The 15,359-nt window shown below is 76.5% G+C and carries 14 protein-coding genes; 8 read left to right on the top strand and 6 right to left on the bottom strand.

The window, feature by feature from the left end; translation table 11 throughout:
- Nucleotides 1-7 precede the first annotated feature (7 nt).
- The 5 genes from HDA31_RS16300 to HDA31_RS16280 all read left to right on the top strand — a co-directional run bounded on the left by HDA31_RS16300 (nucleotide 8) and on the right by HDA31_RS16280 (nucleotide 6,535).
- Nucleotides 8-1,501, top strand: coding sequence for a class I adenylate-forming enzyme family protein (locus HDA31_RS16300; RefSeq protein ID WP_178064547.1), 1,494 nt, complete (start codon nucleotides 8-10; stop codon nucleotides 1,499-1,501).
- The gene (locus tag HDA31_RS16295; protein WP_246384594.1) at nucleotides 1,494-2,654 is read left to right on the top strand and encodes a cytochrome P450; all 1,161 of its coding nucleotides are present in this window, start codon (nucleotides 1,494-1,496) and stop codon (nucleotides 2,652-2,654) included. The genes HDA31_RS16300 and HDA31_RS16295 overlap by 8 nt, the downstream gene beginning before the upstream one ends.
- Nucleotides 2,655-2,686: 32 nt before the next feature.
- Nucleotides 2,687-3,646 carry an NAD-dependent epimerase/dehydratase family protein gene (locus HDA31_RS16290; protein ID WP_246384595.1) on the top strand — a complete coding sequence of 320 codons (960 nt, stop codon included), beginning with the start codon at nucleotides 2,687-2,689 and terminating at the stop codon, nucleotides 3,644-3,646.
- 101 nt (nucleotides 3,647-3,747) lie between these two features.
- On the top strand, nucleotides 3,748-5,748 hold the full coding sequence (locus HDA31_RS16285) for a putative bifunctional diguanylate cyclase/phosphodiesterase (RefSeq protein WP_246384673.1): 2,001 nt from the start codon (nucleotides 3,748-3,750) through the stop codon (nucleotides 5,746-5,748).
- Between the two features lie 55 nt (nucleotides 5,749-5,803).
- Entirely contained in the window at nucleotides 5,804-6,535 is a 732-nt protein-coding gene (locus tag HDA31_RS16280) for a VOC family protein (RefSeq protein ID WP_178064549.1), read from the top strand.
- Nucleotides 6,536-6,572: 37 nt separating this feature from the next.
- Here the strand turns inward: HDA31_RS16280 and HDA31_RS16275 are convergent, their stop codons facing one another.
- Nucleotides 6,573-7,274 (bottom strand): alpha/beta fold hydrolase, encoded by a 702-nt coding sequence (locus HDA31_RS16275; RefSeq protein ID WP_178064550.1) that lies wholly within the window; start codon nucleotides 7,272-7,274, stop codon nucleotides 6,573-6,575.
- A gap of 116 nt (nucleotides 7,275-7,390) precedes the next feature.
- On the opposite strand from HDA31_RS16275, the gene HDA31_RS16270 reads away from it, so the two are divergent.
- The 3 genes from HDA31_RS16270 to HDA31_RS33360 all read left to right on the top strand — a co-directional run bounded on the left by HDA31_RS16270 (nucleotide 7,391) and on the right by HDA31_RS33360 (nucleotide 10,040).
- Nucleotides 7,391-8,500, top strand: a complete 1,110-nt coding sequence (locus HDA31_RS16270) for a PIN domain-containing protein (RefSeq protein ID WP_178064551.1) — start codon at nucleotides 7,391-7,393, stop codon at nucleotides 8,498-8,500.
- Nucleotides 8,501-8,641: 141 nt separating this feature from the next.
- Nucleotides 8,642-8,998: a hypothetical protein gene (locus HDA31_RS16265; protein ID WP_178064552.1), complete on the top strand. Its 357-nt coding sequence runs from the start codon at nucleotides 8,642-8,644 to the stop codon at nucleotides 8,996-8,998.
- Entirely contained in the window at nucleotides 8,985-10,040 is a 1,056-nt protein-coding gene (locus tag HDA31_RS33360; RefSeq protein WP_178064553.1) for a T3SS (YopN, CesT) and YbjN peptide-binding chaperone 1, read from the top strand. Before HDA31_RS16265 ends, HDA31_RS33360 begins: the two co-directional genes overlap by 14 nt.
- Nucleotides 10,041-10,166: 126 nt before the next feature.
- On the opposite strand, the gene HDA31_RS16255 is transcribed toward HDA31_RS33360, so the two are convergent.
- From HDA31_RS16255 to HDA31_RS16235, 5 genes are read right to left on the bottom strand one after another with little or no spacing between them, the layout of a single operon-like run.
- Complete coding sequence (locus HDA31_RS16255) at nucleotides 10,167-11,462, bottom strand: sulfate adenylyltransferase subunit 1 (protein WP_178064554.1); 1,296 nt, start codon at nucleotides 11,460-11,462, stop codon at nucleotides 10,167-10,169.
- The gene (gene cysD / locus HDA31_RS16250; RefSeq protein ID WP_178064555.1) at nucleotides 11,462-12,376 is read right to left on the bottom strand and encodes a sulfate adenylyltransferase subunit CysD; all 915 of its coding nucleotides are present in this window, start codon (nucleotides 12,374-12,376) and stop codon (nucleotides 11,462-11,464) included. The genes HDA31_RS16255 and cysD overlap by 1 nt, the downstream gene beginning before the upstream one ends.
- The gene (locus HDA31_RS16245; RefSeq protein ID WP_178064556.1) at nucleotides 12,373-13,257 is read right to left on the bottom strand and encodes a 3'(2'),5'-bisphosphate nucleotidase CysQ; all 885 of its coding nucleotides are present in this window, start codon (nucleotides 13,255-13,257) and stop codon (nucleotides 12,373-12,375) included. The genes cysD and HDA31_RS16245 overlap by 4 nt, the downstream gene beginning before the upstream one ends.
- Nucleotides 13,258-13,297: 40 nt before the next feature.
- Nucleotides 13,298-14,122, bottom strand: a complete 825-nt coding sequence (locus tag HDA31_RS16240) for an ABC transporter permease (protein ID WP_074479079.1) — start codon at nucleotides 14,120-14,122, stop codon at nucleotides 13,298-13,300.
- Entirely contained in the window at nucleotides 14,119-15,297 is a 1,179-nt protein-coding gene (locus tag HDA31_RS16235; RefSeq protein WP_178064557.1) for an ABC transporter ATP-binding protein, read from the bottom strand. Before HDA31_RS16235 ends, HDA31_RS16240 begins: the two co-directional genes overlap by 4 nt.
- Nucleotides 15,298-15,359 lie beyond the last annotated feature (62 nt).

Below are 15,359 nucleotides of genomic sequence, written 5' to 3'. Positions count from 1 at the left end.
TCCCACCATGCTCAACGAACTGGCCGCCGTGCTGCGCCGCCACCCCGACCGGCCCGCCGTGCTCGCCGCCGGCCCCACCGGCCGCACCCGCACCCGGGCCACCCGGGGCGAGCTGGCCGCCCTCGCCGACGGGTACGCCGCCGCCCTGCACCACCACGGCCTCGCCGCCGGGGACACCCTCGGGGTGGCGGTGCGCCCCGGCCCCCTGGCACTGTCGGTGCTGCTCGCCGCGCACCGGCTCGGGCTGCGGGTGGCGGTGCTCGACCCCAGCGCCGGCCCGGACGTGCTCACCGCGCGCCTGGCCCTGGCCCGCCCGGCCCTGGTCGTCGCCGACGCGGCGGCGCAGGCCGTCGCCGGGTGGGCGCGCCCGCTGGCCGACCGGGCGCGGCTGGCCCTGCCCCGGCTGGCCGAGCTGGGGCCGGTGCGTACGGTCGGCCGCCGGCTGCCCGGCTGCGCCCCGGCGCTGCGCCCCCGCCCCGGCCCGGCCCCCGACCGGGGCGGACCCGACGACGACGCGGTGATCATCTTCACCTCGGGCACGACCAGCCGGCCCCGGGCGGTCGTGCACCGCCGTGCCGGCCTGGACGCCGGGATGCGCGCCGTCGCCGACCTGGTCCGCCCGCGCGCGGGCGCGCCGGTACTCGGCGGCACGTTCTTCGTCCTCGTCCCGGCCCTGGCCAGCGGCGCGCCGGTGGCCCTGCCGGCCCGCTCGCCCCGGGTCCTGGCCCGGCAGGTGGCCCGGCTGCGCCCGCAGGCCAGCTACCTCACCCCGCCGCAGCTGCGCGCCCTGCTGGCGCAGCGGCCCCGGCTGTCCGGCCGGTTCTACAGCGGCTCCGCGCCGGTCAGCGCCACCCTGCTCAACCGGGCCCGCCGGGCCGGCGCCGAGCAGGCGTGGGGGGTGTACGCGCTCACCGAGCTCTTCCCGGCCGCCGCCGTCGAGGCGACCGAGAAGGCCGCCTTCACCGGCGACGGCGACCTCGTCGGCGCGCCCCTGCCCGGGGTGGACGCCCGGGTCGGGCCCGACGGGCGGCTGCTGCTCGCCGGGCCGGGGCAGGCGCACCGCTATCTCGGCGAGCCGCCGCACGACCTGGTCGACACCGGCGACGTCGCCCGGCTCGACGGCGACCGCATCGTCCTCGCCGGCCGCAGCAAGGACATGATCCTGCGCGGCGCGGAGAACATCTACCCCGGCCTGTACGAGCCGGCCCTGCACGTGCCCGGGGTCAACCTGGCGGTGCTCGTCGGCGTGCCCGCCGACGACGGCGACGAACGGCTCGTCGCCGTCGTCGAGCCGGAGCCCGGCGTCGACCCCGGCCGGCTGCGCGGGGCCCTCGACCCGGTGCTCGCGCGGATGGGCGCCGCCCGCCCCGACGCGCTGCTCATCGCCCCGGTGCCGACGAGCGGACGGTCCCGCAAGCCCGATCGGGCCGCCACGGCCGCCCTGGCCGCCGCCGCGACGGGCCGGCCCGTCCCGAGCCCGCGGCGGGGCGGCCGTGGCTGAGCGCCCCGCCGCCGACGCGGCCCCGGTCGACGCGGCCCCCGCCGGGCCCGGTCGGCCGGTCGGGCCCGGGCGGTCCGGCCGGGGCCGCCGCCGCGACCGCCGCGTCTACCTGCGGCGCTATCCGCTGCTGTTCGGCCTGCTCGTCGCCACCCGGCACCGGCCGGCGCTGCGGCTGGGCCGCACCGTGCTCGTGCACGACCCGCAGGCGTACCTCGACGCGCTGACCCGGCTGCCCCTGGACCGGGCCGCCGCCGGCACCGTCGGCGGGACCGCCCACCGGCTCGGCGCCGACGGGCTCCTGTTCGACCAGGAGGGCCCCGCGCACCGGCGGCTGCGCCGCGCCCTGCACGACGGGCTGGGGGCCGCCGGGGTGGCCCGGCTGCGCCCGGCCTGGACGGCGGTGCTGCGGCGGCGGCTCGCCCCGCTGGCCGCCGGGGAGCCGGTGGACCTGGTGCCGGTCGCCGCGGAACTGGCCGGCGTCACCACGGCGGCGCTGCTGGGCGTCGACGCCGACCCTGTCGCCCTGGCCGCCGCCGCCCGCCGCGCCGCCGCCACGGCCGCCGCCGCCCAGCTTCCCGGCCCGCGCCCGCCCGGCCGGGCCCGCGCCGCCCGCCGCGCCGTGGCCGACCTCGCCGACCTGCTCGGCGTGTCGCCGGAGGCCGCCGGCCTGGCCGGCATGCTCGCCGTCGCCGCCGTCAACACCACCGTCTCCGGCCTGCCCCGGGCGGTCGCCTGGTGCGCCGACGACCGGCTGTGGGCCGCCGCCGCCGACCCGGCCGGCCGGGAGGCCCTGGTCGACGAGTTGCTGCGGGTGACCGCGCCGAGCCCGCTGCTGCCCCGGGTCGCCGCGGCGGCGGGCACCGCCGGCGGCTGCCCCATCCGGGCCGGGGACCGGCTGCTGCTGGTCGCCCGGCACGCCGCCGGGGCACACCGCGCCGGGCCCGACCCGGCCGACCCGGCCCCGACCCGGACCGCGCGGCTGGTCTTCGGCGCCGGCCCGCACTCCTGCCCCGGGGCCCGGCTGGCCCGCGCGCAGCTCGCCGACACCCTCGCCGCGCTCGCCCCGCACCGGCCGGTCGTGACCCGGGCCCGCGCCGACGGGCGCGCCGCGCTGCCCGGCTGGGCGCGCCTGGTGATCCGGGCCGGCGCGTGAGCCCCGCCGGGGCCGACGCCCGGGGCCGGCGCGTGGACCTCCACGGGGCCGAGGTGGCGGTCACCGGGGCGAGTGGCTTCTGCGGCGCCGCCGTGGCCCGCGCGGCGGCGGCCGCCGGGGCCCGGGTGCGCTGCCTCGGCCGCCGCCCCGGCCCGGTCGGCCGGCACGTCCCGTGGGACGCCGCCCGCACGGCCCCCGACCTCGCCGGGGCCGACGTGGTCGTGCACCTCGCCGCGGCGGTCGGTGACCCGCCGCCCGGCCGGGCCGCCGAACGCGCCTACCGGGCCGTCAACGTCGACGGGGCGGCCCGGGTGCTCGACGCCGCCGCCGGCCGCCCCCTGGTCTGGGTGAGCAGCGCCAGCGTCTACCGGCCGCAGGGCGCGACCCTGGTCACCGAGGACCACCCCACCGACGGGCAGCTCTCCGCGTACGGGCGCACCAAGGCCGAAGGCGAGCGCCTCGCCCTCGCCGCCGGCGCGGTCGTGCTGCGGCCCCGGGCGGTCTACGGCCCCGGCGACCCGCACCTGCTGCCCCGGCTGCTGCGGGCCCGCCGGGGCGGGTGGCTGCCGGTGCCCGGCCCCGACGTGCGGCTCAGCCTCACCGCCGTGGAGAACCTGGCCGACGCCTGCCTGGCCGCCCCCGCCTGGCCGGGCGGGGCGTACAACATCGCCGACGCCCGGCCGTACTCGCGCGACGCCGTGCTGCGCGCGGTGCTCGCCGCGGTCGGCGAGCCCGCGCGGCTGGCCCACCTGCCGGCCGGCGTGGCCCACGCCGCCGCGTCGGCGGCGACCGCGTGGTCGGGCCTCACCCGCCGCCCGCCGCCGCTGACCCGGTACGCCGTCGACCAGCTCGCCCGCGACATGGTGCTCGACCTCGGCCGGGCCTGCGCCCAGGGGTACCGGCCGCGCCGCGACCTCGCCGACTACCTGGCCGCGCCGGACGGACCAGGGCGGGCGGCGCGCGGGACACGCGGCGGCCGGGACCGTGGGTAGACTCCGCGTCGCGGCCGGATGACCATGCGTCGGGGTCCCTCGTGCGAGGGCGCCCTCGTGCGATCCGAGCCCGGGGAGAGGGATGGGGTGCCCGCCAGGTGATGACTCTTGCGGCGGTCGCGGCCGACGTCTCCTGCACGGCCCTGCTGGTGCTCGCCCCCGACGGCCGTTGCCTCTGGTCGAACGTGGCCGCCGGCCGGCTCGGGGTGCGGCCGGACGAGCTGCCGCTGGCGCGGGTGGAGCCGGGCGGCCCGGCCGTCGAGGTCCCCTGGCCCGCCGCCGAGCAGGCGACCCGGTGGTTGCAGGTGTGCTGCCACGGCGTCGACTCCGACGGCGAACCCCTGCGCGTGTACGAGGTGCGCGACGTCAGCGCCGAACGCCGCGAACGCGAGCGGGGCCGCAACCACCGGTGGCGCCTGGCCCGCATCGAGCAGCTCGCCAAGGTCGGCACCTGGGAGTGGCACGTGGCGACCGGCGAGGTCGTCTGGTCCGACGTGCTGCTGCAGATGTTCGGCCTGCCGCCGGGCACCACGTTGGACTATCCGTCCTACCGCCAGCTCGTGCACCCCGACGACATCGGCCTCATCGAGCGGACCCTGGAGTCGGCGCTGGCCACCGCGTCGCCGTTCGCCTACACCCACCGCATGTACCTGCCCGACCGCGCGACGATCCGCGTCTTCGAGTGCTACGGCGAGGTCGTCACCGACGCCACCGGCGCGCCGGAACGCGTCCTGGGCACGGCCCACGACATCACGGCCATGCGGCGCGCCCAGGACGAGCTGACCCGGCTGGCCGAGCGCGACCCGCTGACCGACCTGCCGAACCGGCGCGCCCTGCTCGCCCGCCTCGACCACCTGCTCGCCTCCGGCGACGGGCGCAGCGGCGCGCTGCTGCTGATCGACATCGACAACTTCAAGGACATCAACGACGTGCACGGGCACGCCGTCGGCGACGACGTGCTGCGCGTGCTGGCCCGCCTCCTCGTCCGGCACCTGCCGGCGGGCACCCTCCTGGGCCGCCTCGGCGGCGACGAGTTCGCGGTCGTGCTGCCCGAGGCCACGGCCGGCGGGGCCCTCGCCGTCGCCGAGGGCCTGTGCAACGCCGTCGTCCGCAGCCCCGTGCCGCTGGTCGACGCCGGCCTGCGGGTCACCCTGAGCATCGGGGCCGCGTCGCTGGCCCCCGGCGACACCCGCGACGTGGCGCTCGCCCACGCCGACCTCGCGCTCTACGAGGCGAAGAACGCCGGGCGCAACCGGGCCCGGCTCTACCTGCCCGAGCAGTACCGGCACGCCGTGCAGCGGGTCAACGTGGTGGCCCGGGTCCGCAACGCCCTCGACGAGCGCCGGATGCGCCTCGACGCCCAACCGATCATCGACCTGCTGACCGGCGAGGTGGTCAGCCACGAGCTGCTGATCCGGCTGCGCGACGGCCGGGAGCCGGAGCTGGCGCCGGGCGACTTCCTGCCCACGGTGGAGCGCGACGACCTCATCCGGGAGCTGGACCGGTGGGTGGTGGCCACCGCCACGGCGGCGCTGGCCGACCCGGCCGCCGCGGCGGCCGGGACCCGCTTCGACGTGAACATCTCCGCCCGGTCGCTGGAGTCGCCCGGCTTCGGCGACTGGGTGGTGGGGCGGCTGCGCGCGGCCGGCGTCGAGGCCCGCCGGCTGGGCCTGGAGGTCACGGAGACGGCGGCGATCACCAACGTCGCCGCCGTGCGCAACCTCGCCGGCACGCTGCGCGACGCCGGCTGCCGGCTGAGCCTGGACGACTTCGGGGCCGGCTTCGGCTCGTTCGCCTACCTCAAGCACCTGCCGTTCAGCACCGTCAAGATCGCCGGGGACTTCGTCCGGCAGGCCGACCGGGGCGGCGCCGACCCGGTGCTCATCGACGCGGTCGTGCGCGCCGCGCACGGGCTGGGCATGCGCACCGTCGCCGAGTCGGTCGACCGTGACGCGCTGGTGCCCGCGCTGCGCCGGCTGGGCGTCGACGCCGGCCAGGGCTACCACCTGGGCCGCCCCGTGCCCCTGGACGTCCTGCTCAACCGGGAGCCCGACGACCGTCCCGCCGTCGTGGACGCCCCGTCCCGCCGCCCCGACCACTGACCGCCGCCCCGACCCGGCGCCCCGACCACCGCCCCGCCGTTCCCCGGAGACCCAGGTGACCGCACCCCCCGCGCCGGCGCTGCCCGGCGGCGTCACGCTCGCTACCCCCGACCCCGACGCCGCCCGCGCCTTCTACACCGACCTGCTCGGCTGGGCGTACGCCGCACCGTCCGGCCCGCACGCCGGGCGGACCGGGGCGACCGTCGCGTACGCCGGGGGGACGCCCGCCGCCGGGCTGGAGCCGGGCACCGGGCCGGCCCGCTGGTGGACGGTGCTCGCCGCCGGCGACGTCGACGCCGTCCGGGCCGCCGCCGGCCGGGCCGGGGCGCGCGTCGACGGCGACGACGTGCACGACCCGCTCGGCGGGTCCTTCCGACTGCGCGCCGGCACCGACGTCGTCGCCCCCGGCCCGGGGCGGCCGAGCTGGTACGAGTACATGACGACCGCCCCCGCCGCCGCCGACCGGTTCCACGCCGACGCCCTGGGGTTGCGGGCGAGCGTGCCGCCGGGCGCGCCCGACGACTCGTATGCCCTGCTGCTGGCCGACGGGCGGCCCGTCGCCGGCCGGCTGGCGCTGCCCCCGCCGTTGGCGGGCCTGCTGCCGACCGGCTGGATGGTCTACTTCGCCGTCGCCGACCCCGACGACGTGGCCGGGCGGGCGCAGGCGCTGGGCGGGCGGCTGCTGGTGCCGCCGCGCGACGTGCCGACCGGCCGGGTGGCCGCGCTCGCCGACCCGGCGGGGGCGGTGTTCACCGTCGTCCGCCTGGCCCCCACCCCGGCGGCGTAGCCCCGGCGCGCCGCCGCCCCGCGGCCCGGCCGCCGTCTCACCGCCGGTCGACCGCCGCGAGGATCGCCTGCGCCAGCTCCGCCGGCCTCGTGAACTGCGGCCAGTGGCCGGTGGGCAGGTCGACGTAGTCGACGTCGCGCACGGCGGCCAGCTCGGCCACGTAGGGGTGCCCCTCGTCGATCCACTCTCGCAGCTGGGCGGCCGGGTATTCGCAGGTGATCACCGTGGCGGGCACGTCGTAGCGGCGCTCGTCGGTGAGCACCTGCGGGTCGTAGGCGACCGCCGCGGGCAGCGGCACCGCCTGGGCCCGGAACGCCGCCCGCAGCTCGTCGTCGAGGTCGCGCAGGCTCTCCTCGCCGAACGCCGACCAGTCGGGCAGCGGGATCATCCCGTCGACCACCGGCAACCGGTCGGTGAGGGCGTCACCGTCGCCCGACGGCACGGCGTCCACGTGGACGACCCGGGCGACCCGCCCGGGCCGCGCGTCGGCGGCGGCGTGCGCGATCGCCCCGCCGGCGGAGTGCCCGACGAGCACGACCGGCCCGTCGGCCTCGTCGACGGCGGCGACGACCGCGGCGACGTGGTCGCGCAGCCGGACGGTGGCGCGGTCGGCGTCGGCCGGGTCGAGGCCGGGCAGGGTGAGCGCCCGCACGCGGTGGCCCGCCCCTTCGAGGGCCGGCGTGACGTCGCGCCAGGACGCGCCGTCGAGCCAGAAGCCGGGGATCAGGATCAGGTGCATGCGGGCACGGTAGCCGCCCCCTCCGACAAACCGTGCCGCCCTCGGGCGGGGCGGGGCCGGCCGCCGTCCGGCGCGTGCGCCGCGGGTGGGCCGGTGCCGGGCGTACGCTGGCCTGCGTGGATCACGAAGACCGCATCGCCCTGTTCCTCGACTACGAGAACCTCGCGCTGGGGGCGCGCGAACACCTCGGCGGCATGGTCTTCGACCTGCGTCCCCTCGCCGACGCCCTCGCCGAGCGGGGGCGGGTGGTGGTGCGCCGGGCGTACGCCGACTGGTCCTACTTCGACGAGGACCGGCGGATGCTCACCCGCTCCCACGTCGAGCTGATCGAGATGCCGCAGCGCATGGGCGCCTCGCGCAAGAACGCGGCCGACATCAAGATGGCCGTCGACGCCGTGGAGCTGGCCTTCGAGCGGGCGTACGTCTCGACGTTCGTGATCTGCACCGGCGACAGCGACTTCACGCCGCTGGTGCACAAGCTGCGGGAGCTCAACAAGCGGGTCATCGGCGTGGGCGTGGAGAAGTCCACCTCGGCGCTGCTGCCGCCGGCCTGCGACGAGTTCCTCTACTACGACCGCCTCGAGGGTGTCGACGTCCCGCCGGCGCGCGCCCGGCGCGGCCGTCCGGCCCGGCTGCCCAGCCCGGAGGCCGGGCAGGTCGAGCAGGCCGGGCAGGTCGAGGCGGGGGAGGCGGCGGAGCCCGAGGCGCAGCCGGTGGGCGCGGAGCCGGCCCGCGACGTCGACACGCTCAGCGTGCTGGTGGCGCAGACCGTCGCCGGTCTCCAGGGCAGCTCCAGCGGGGAGGTCACCGCCTCGACGCTCAAGCGCACCCTGCTGCGCAAGGACCCGACGTTCAGCGAGTCCGACTACGGCTTCCGCACCTTCGGCGAGCTGCTGCGCCACCTCGCCGGGCGGACGGTGATCGAGCTGGCCGAGGGGCCGGCGAAGGGCGACCCGGAGGTGTCCCTGCCCGAGCACGGCGACCGGGAGGTGGCCTTCGGGCTGCTCCGGTCCGTGGTCGCCGACCTGGCCGGCGGCGGGGGCGACGTCGCCCTGTCCGGGCTGAAGAACCAGCTGCGCCGGGCGCGCCCCGACTTCAGCGAGAAGAAGCTCGGCTATCGCAGCTTCCTCCAGTTCTGCAAGGCGGCCGCCACCAGCGGGGTCGTCGACCTGCGGTGGAGCGCCGACGCCGACGACTACCTGCTGACCGTGCCGGCGGCCTCCTGACCGCGCTCCGGCGGCCCCCGCCACCGTCGACGGTCGGGATCGGACGGTCCGTTGTGGCGTCCGGCTACCGTGGGCAGTGGCGTCGCCACCCACCCGCGGGGTGGTGCCGGTGGCGGTTCCCTCGATCGCTAGGGTTGGGACGTGTCTCTATGGATGGCCGCGATGTGGGGAATGGTCGGCAGCGCCGTCGCGGAGGCACTGAACCTCTCCGCCATGATGCGCCCGACCAGCGAGTCCGGGGGCCGGTGGCAGTGGCCGTGGCGCGACCAACGGGACCGGCCGATCGTCGTCTTCGCCGTCCTGTTGCGGGCGGCGGCCGGCACCGGCCTGGCCGCCGCGGCCGGCGCGGGTGGCCTGGCCGACACCGCGTTCGCCAGCTTCACCTTCGGGGTGGCCGCGCCGCTGGTGATCGCCAAGATGTTCGACCAGGTCCGGGTGGAGCCGCCGGCCGAGCCGCCCGCCGACACACCGGACGGTGAGCACGATGACGGCGCGTGACACCCGGTGGCAGCGGTGGGTCGCCGCGCTGGCCGCCCGCCCGACGACGACCACGACCGCCGCGCCGGTTCCCGGGCGCACCCGGCTGGCCGCCGCGCTGGCCGCGCGGCCGGTCGTCGGCCCGCGCCGCCCGCCGCCGCCCGTGTTCGACGGCGGGGACGCCGAGGGCGGCAAGCTCACCGAGCGGGTGAAGGGGATCCTGGCCGCGGTCCTCGGCGTGACCGCCGACCAGCTCCGGGTCGACGCCGACGGCGACGTGGGCATCCGCGCCGGCTCCGCCATGATCTTCGTACGGGTCCAGGACGACCCGCCCCTGGTGGACGTCTTCTCGCCGCTGCTCACCGGCGTCGAGCCGACCCAGACGCTCTACCAGCGCCTCTCCGACCTGACCAACGGGCTGGTCGTCGGCCGGGTCTACTGCACCGGCGGCACGGTGTGGGCCTCCATCCCCGTCTTCGGGCAGGACTTCGTCCCCACCCACCTGCTGCTGGCCGTACGCGGGATGATCGCCCTGGCCGACGACCTCGACGACCGGCTGCGCCTGGAGTTCGGCGGCAGCCGGTTCTTCGGGTCGGAGGCGACCGGGGGGCTGACCCCGGTGCCCGACCCGACCGGCTACCTGCGCGACCTCGCCGACTCGGGTGCCTCGGGGGCGCGGGGCGCGGGCAGCGTCCTCGTCGACCTGCTGGCCGACCGGGGGCACACCGACGAGCTGCAGCTGCGCGCCGACCACGGCGACGGGCACGCCGCCGCCCGGTTGGCGGCCCTGCTGGCGGAGCGGGGGGAGGCGGAGGACGCCGAACGCTACTGGCGCGTCGCCGCCGACCTCGGCGATCCCGGTGCGCACGTCGAGCTGGCCGCCCTGCTGGCCGCCGGTGGCCGCCCGGACGAGGCGATCGACCTGCTGCGGCGCGCCGTCGAGCAGGGCGACCGCCGGTCCCTGCCGCTGCTGATCACGCTGCTGACCGAGCACGGGCAGCTCGACGAGGGCATCGACCTGCTGCGCCGCTGGGCGGCCGGGGCCTACCCGCCCGGGGCCTGAGCGCGGCGGCGCGCCCGGCGGTCCGGCCGCGTTCCCGGCGCTGCCGGTGGTCGGCCCGCCGGTCCCGGCGGCTGCACGAGGAACGGGGGCCGGCGACCGCCGACCCCCGTTCCGCCGTGGGTGGTGTCAGTCCCGTTGCACGACCATGCCCGCGCCCACCGTGCGGTTGGTGGCCTCGTCGATGATCACGAAGCCGCCCGTCGTGCGGTTGCGGTGGTAGTCGTCGACGAGCAGCGGAACGGTGGTGCGGATGCGGATCCGGCCGATCTCGTTGAGTTTGAGTTCGGTGGCGGTTTCGTCGCGGTGCAGGGAGTTGATGTCGAGGCGGTAGTGCAGGCCCCGCACGATGGCCCGCGCGGAGCGGGTGGTGTGCTTGATGGCGTAGCGGCCGCCGACGGTCAAGGGACGGGTCTCGTCCATCCAGCAGACCATCGCCTCGATGTCCTGCGCCACCGCCGGGGCGTTGTGCGGCCGGCAGATCATGTCTCCACGGGAGATGTCGATCTCGTCTTCCAGCCGCACGGTGACCGACATCGGGGGGAACGCCTCCTCCACCGGCCCGTCGGCGGTCTCCACCGCGGCGATGCGCGAGGTGAACCCCGACGGCAACACCATCACCTCGTCACCGGCCTTGAGCACGCCCGAGGCGACCTGACCGGCATACCCCCGGTAGTCGGTCACCGTGGTGGACTGCGGCCGGATCACGTACTGCACCGGGAACCGCACGTCCTGCAGGTTCCGGTCCGAGGCGATGTGCACCCGCTCCAGATGGTGCAGCAACGACGGCCCCTCATACCACGGCATGTCCTCCGACCGGGACACGATGTTGTCCCCCCGCAGCGCCGACACCGGCACCACCGTCAGGTCCGGCACGTCCAGCTTCGCCGCGAACGCCGTGAACTCGTCCGCGATCGCCTCGAACACCTCCCGGTCGAAGTCGACCAGGTCCATCTTGTTCACACACAACACCAGGTGCGGCACCCGCAACAACGAACACAGGAACGCGTGCCGCCGCGACTGCTCCACCAGGCCCTTACGCGCGTCCACCAGGATCAACGCCAGGTCCGCCGTCGACGCCCCCGTCACCATGTTCCGCGTGTACTGGATGTGACCCGGCGTGTCCGCGATGATGAACTTCCGCCGCGGCGTCGCGAAGTACCGGTACGCCACGTCGATCGTGATGCCCTGCTCCCGCTCCGCCCGCAACCCGTCGGTCAACAACGCCAGGTTCGTGTACTCGTCCCCCCGCGCCGCCGACACCGCCTCCACCGCCGCCAACTGATCGGTGAACAACGACTTCGTGTCATACAACAACCGGCCGATCAACGTCGACTTACCGTCGTCCACACTCCCGGCCGTGGCGAACCGCAACAGGTCCATCGGCCGCGCCTCCACCTCGACCGGCGCCATGTCGATGCTCATCAGAAGTACCCCTCCCGCTTACGGTCCTCCATGGCGGCCTCACTGACCCGGTCGTCGCCCCGCGTCGCACCCCGCTCGGTGACCCGCGTCGCGGCCACCTCCTCGATCACCGCCACCACACTCGCCGCGTCCGACCGCACCGCCGCCGTACACGACGCATCCCCCACCGTCCGGTACCGCACCACCTCCACGAACCGTTCCTCACCCGCCCGCGGGGTGAAGAACTCGTTCACCGCATACAACATCCCGTCCCGCTCCACCACCTCACGCTCATGCGCGAAATAGATCGACGGCAACGGAATCCGCTCCCGCGCGATGTAGTGCCACACATCCAACTCGGTCCAGTTCGACAACGGGAACACCCGGATCGACTCACCCGGATGATGCCGACCGTTGTACAACGACCACAACTCCGGCCGCTGGTTCTTCGGATCCCACTGCCCGAACTCGTCCCGGAACGAGAACACCCGCTCCTTCGCCCGCGCCTTCTCCTCATCCCGACGCGCCCCACCAAACAACGCGTCGAACCGGTGCTTCTCCACCGCGTCCAACAACACCGGCGTCTGGATCCGGTTCCGCATCCCGTCCCCGGACTCCCGCACCAACCCCCGCGCCAACGCCTCCGGCACCGACGCCACGATCAACTGCAACCCCAACTCCGCCACCCGACGATCCCGATACTCCAACACCTCGGGAAAGTTGTGCCCCGTATCCACATGCATCACCGGAAACGGCACACTCGCCGGCGCAAACGCCTTCTGCGCCAACCGCAACATCACGATCGAATCCTTACCACCCGAGAAGAGCAGCACCGGCCGCTCCATCTCCGCAACCACCTCACGCATCACGAAGATGCTCTCCGCCTCCAACTCGTCGAGCTGGGAGACCTGGTACGCAGCCGATCCGCTGCTCATCGCGTGTCCTTTCCGGTCGAGGGGACGCCTCCGGTCGAGGGGACGCCGGAGCCGCCGGGGGCCGCCGCGCCGGAGAGCTGCCGCGCGAGGGCGGCGAGCAGCGGCGCGGCGAGCTCCTGACGGCACACCAGCAGGTCGGGCAGGCGCGGGTCGGCCTGGTTGTAGGCCAGTGGGGAGCCGTCGACCCGCGAGGCGTGGAAGCCGGCGGCGGTGGCCACGGCCACCGGGGCGGCCGAGTCCCACTCGTACTGGCCGCCCGCGTGGACGTACGCGTCGACCTCACCGGCCACCACAGCGGCGATCTTCGCCCCCGCCGAGCCCATCGGCACCAGCTCGGCGCCGATCTCGGCGGCCAGGTCCGCCAGGAAGGCCGGGGGACGGCTGCGGCTGGCCGCCAGCCGCAGCGGCGCGGCGGCGTCGGCGGAGGGGGCCGGCGGCGTCGGCGGCACGTCGGTGGCCAGCACCCGCCCCTGCGCGGGCAGGCCCACGGCCCCCGCCACCAGGCGGTGCGGCGTCGACGCGCCGCGCGCCCACAGCGCCACGTGCACCGCCCAGTCCGAACGGCCCTCCTCGGAGAACTCCCGGGTCCCGTCCAACGGGTCGATGATCCACACCCGGTCGGCGGTCAGCCGGCCGCCGGCGTCGACGTGCCCGACCGCGCGGGAGTCCTTGTCCTCCTCGGACAGGACCGCGTCGTCCGGTCGGTGGGACGCCAGCTCGGCGAGCAGGAGGTCGTGGGAGGCCCGGTCGCCGGCGGCCTTCAGCGCGGCCGGGTCACCGTGGCCGTGCGCGGAGCGTACCCGCAGCAGCAGCTCGCCGGCGTGGGCCGCGAGCCGGCGGGCGAGCGCCGCGTCGGATTCCGGAGGGGTCAGGGTCGGCATGGCAGCTCCTCGCAGGGGCCGGTGGGTAACGCCCGGGCGGTCACTGGACCGCCCGTCGACTGAAGCAGCGGACGCTGAGCCAGGTCAGCGCCACGGCCACCCCGGTGAGCACGCTCAGGCACACCCACGCCGGGATGTGCGGCACCTCGGGCAGCAGCGCCCCGCGCACCCCCTCCGAGACGTACGTCATCGGGTTGAGCGCGGTGACCACCTGGTACCAGGGCAGCGACAGCCTCGGCCAGGGGTAGTGGATGCACCCGGTCCAGATGATCGGGGTGAGGATCACCGAGAAGGTGACGTTGATCCGCTGCACCGGCAGGGTGGTGGCCAGGCTCATCCCGATGGCCCCGCCGATCCACGCGCCGAGCAGCGCCACCACGAACGCCAGGGGCAGCCCCTCCGGACGCCACGGCGCGGAGCCGACCACCAGCGCGCCGAGCGGATAGATCAGCAGGGCCGCGATCAGCCCGCGGACGGTGGCGATGACCAGCTTGCCGATCGCGACGAGGCTGGTCGGCAGCGGGGCCATCAGCCGGTCCTCGATCTCCATGGTGAAGCCGAACTCCTTCACCAGCGGCAGGGCCACGCTCTGCAACGCGGTGGTGAGGGCGGCCAGCGCGATGATGCCGGGCAGGAAGAGGTCGGCGAAGTTGCGCCCGACGATGCCCTGCCCGCCGAGGATCGTGTCGAACACGAAGAGCATGAACAGCGGGGTCAGCCCGACCTGCACCAGGATGACCCACAGCTCCCGGCCGGTGACCATGAGGTCGCGGCGCAGCACGGCGGCGAACACCCGGCCGGCGCCGGGCCGCGGGCGTGGGGTGACCGCCGGTCGCAGCGGGGTCGGCGTGTCTACAGCGGTCACCGTGGTTCCCTTCCGGTCAGTTCGATGAAGACGTCCTCCAGGCTCGGCTCCCCGATGTCGATGGCGTTGAGCGCCGCCGACCGCGTGGTGAGCACGGTGACCGCCGCGCCGAGCAGCGCGGCGGGGTCGGTGGCCAGGTGCAGGCGCACGCGCAGCCGGCCGCGCCCGGCCGGGCCCCCGCCGTTGCGGCCCGCCGCGCCGCCGCGCCCGAGGAGGCCCGCGCCGGCCAGGGCGGCCAGGCCGCCGCCACCGGGCCGCGCCCCGCCGCCGGCCCGCGCGGCCAGGGCCGCCAGCGCCGCGCCGCCGCCGGCTCCGCCGGGCAGCCCCGCGCCGCCCCGCAGACCGGCCGGCACGGTGGGCGACGCGAGCCGCTCCGCCTTGCGTACGCCGTCCAGCTCGCCCAGGGCGGCGCACAGCGCCTCCGGGTCGTCGCCGGGGGCCGGGGTGAGCGTGAGGTCGAGCAGCGCGTCGCCGGCCAGGCCCCGGACCAGGTTGTCCGGGGTGTCGCAGGTGAGCAGCCTGCCGTGGTCGACGATGCCGACCCGGTCGACGATCCGGGCCGCCTCGTTCATCGCGTGGGTGGTGAGCACGATCGCGACGCCGCGCTCGCGCAGCTGGCGGATCTGGCCCCAGATCAGCAGCCGGGTCTGCGGGTCGAGGGCGTTGGTCGGCTCGTCGAGGAAGAGCACCATCGGGTCGTGGGTGAGTGCCCGGGCGATCATCAGCCGCTGGGCCATCCCGCCGGAGTACGCCTCGATGCGCCGGTCGGCCCGCTCGGTGAGGCCGAAGCGTTCCAGCAGCTCCCCGGCCCGGCTCTCGGCCTCCCGCCGGGGCAGCCCGTGGTAGGTCGCGTGGTAGACCAGGTTCTGCCGGGGGGTCAGGGCACGGTCCAGGTTGTTGTGCTGGGGCACCACGGCCAGTTGGGCGCGGGCGGCCGCGGGGTCGCGCCCGACGTCGACGCCGCCGACCAGCACCCGGCCGCCGGTGGCCCGCAGCCGGGTGGTGAGGATGCCGACGGTGGTGGACTTGCCGGCGCCGTTGGGCCCGAACAGTCCGAAGATCTCGCCCGGCGCGACGGCGAACGACAGCCCGTCCACGGCGTTGGTGTCGCTGCGGGGGTAGCGCTTGACGAGGTCGGCGACCTCGACCACGGCCGGCCCGTCTCTGCTGGGCATCTGCTCTCCTGTCTGGGGGTGCGGGGTGCCGCCGTCCGCCGCCGGCACGAGGGGTGCCTGGC

Origin of the sequence: Micromonospora carbonacea (assembly GCF_014205165.1) — a bacterium.
Taxonomy (GTDB): domain Bacteria; phylum Actinomycetota; class Actinomycetes; order Mycobacteriales; family Micromonosporaceae; genus Micromonospora; species Micromonospora carbonacea.
The sequence above is the reverse complement of the archived record's forward strand: the minus strand, read 5'-3'. Positions and strand labels throughout refer to the sequence as shown.

What these genes read in the sequence shown, in the direction of transcription:
- HDA31_RS16255 (WP_178064554.1), bottom strand. Translation starts at nt 11,462, where the DNA reads ATGAGCATCGACATGGCGCCGGTCGAGGTGGAGGCGCGGCCGATGGAC.
- HDA31_RS16235 (WP_178064557.1), bottom strand. Translation starts at nt 15,297, where the DNA reads ATGCCCAGCAGAGACGGGCCGGCCGTGGTCGAGGTCGCCGACCTCGTC.
- HDA31_RS16300 (WP_178064547.1), top strand. Translation starts at nt 8, where the DNA reads ATGCTCAACGAACTGGCCGCCGTGCTGCGCCGCCACCCCGACCGGCCC.
- cysD (WP_178064555.1), bottom strand. Translation starts at nt 12,376, where the DNA reads ATGAGCAGCGGATCGGCTGCGTACCAGGTCTCCCAGCTCGACGAGTTG.
- HDA31_RS16245 (WP_178064556.1), bottom strand. Translation starts at nt 13,257, where the DNA reads ATGCCGACCCTGACCCCTCCGGAATCCGACGCGGCGCTCGCCCGCCGG.
- HDA31_RS16285 (WP_246384673.1), top strand. Translation starts at nt 3,748, where the DNA reads ATGACTCTTGCGGCGGTCGCGGCCGACGTCTCCTGCACGGCCCTGCTG.
- HDA31_RS33360 (WP_178064553.1), top strand. Translation starts at nt 8,985, where the DNA reads ATGACGGCGCGTGACACCCGGTGGCAGCGGTGGGTCGCCGCGCTGGCC.
- HDA31_RS16275 (WP_178064550.1), bottom strand. Translation starts at nt 7,274, where the DNA reads ATGCACCTGATCCTGATCCCCGGCTTCTGGCTCGACGGCGCGTCCTGG.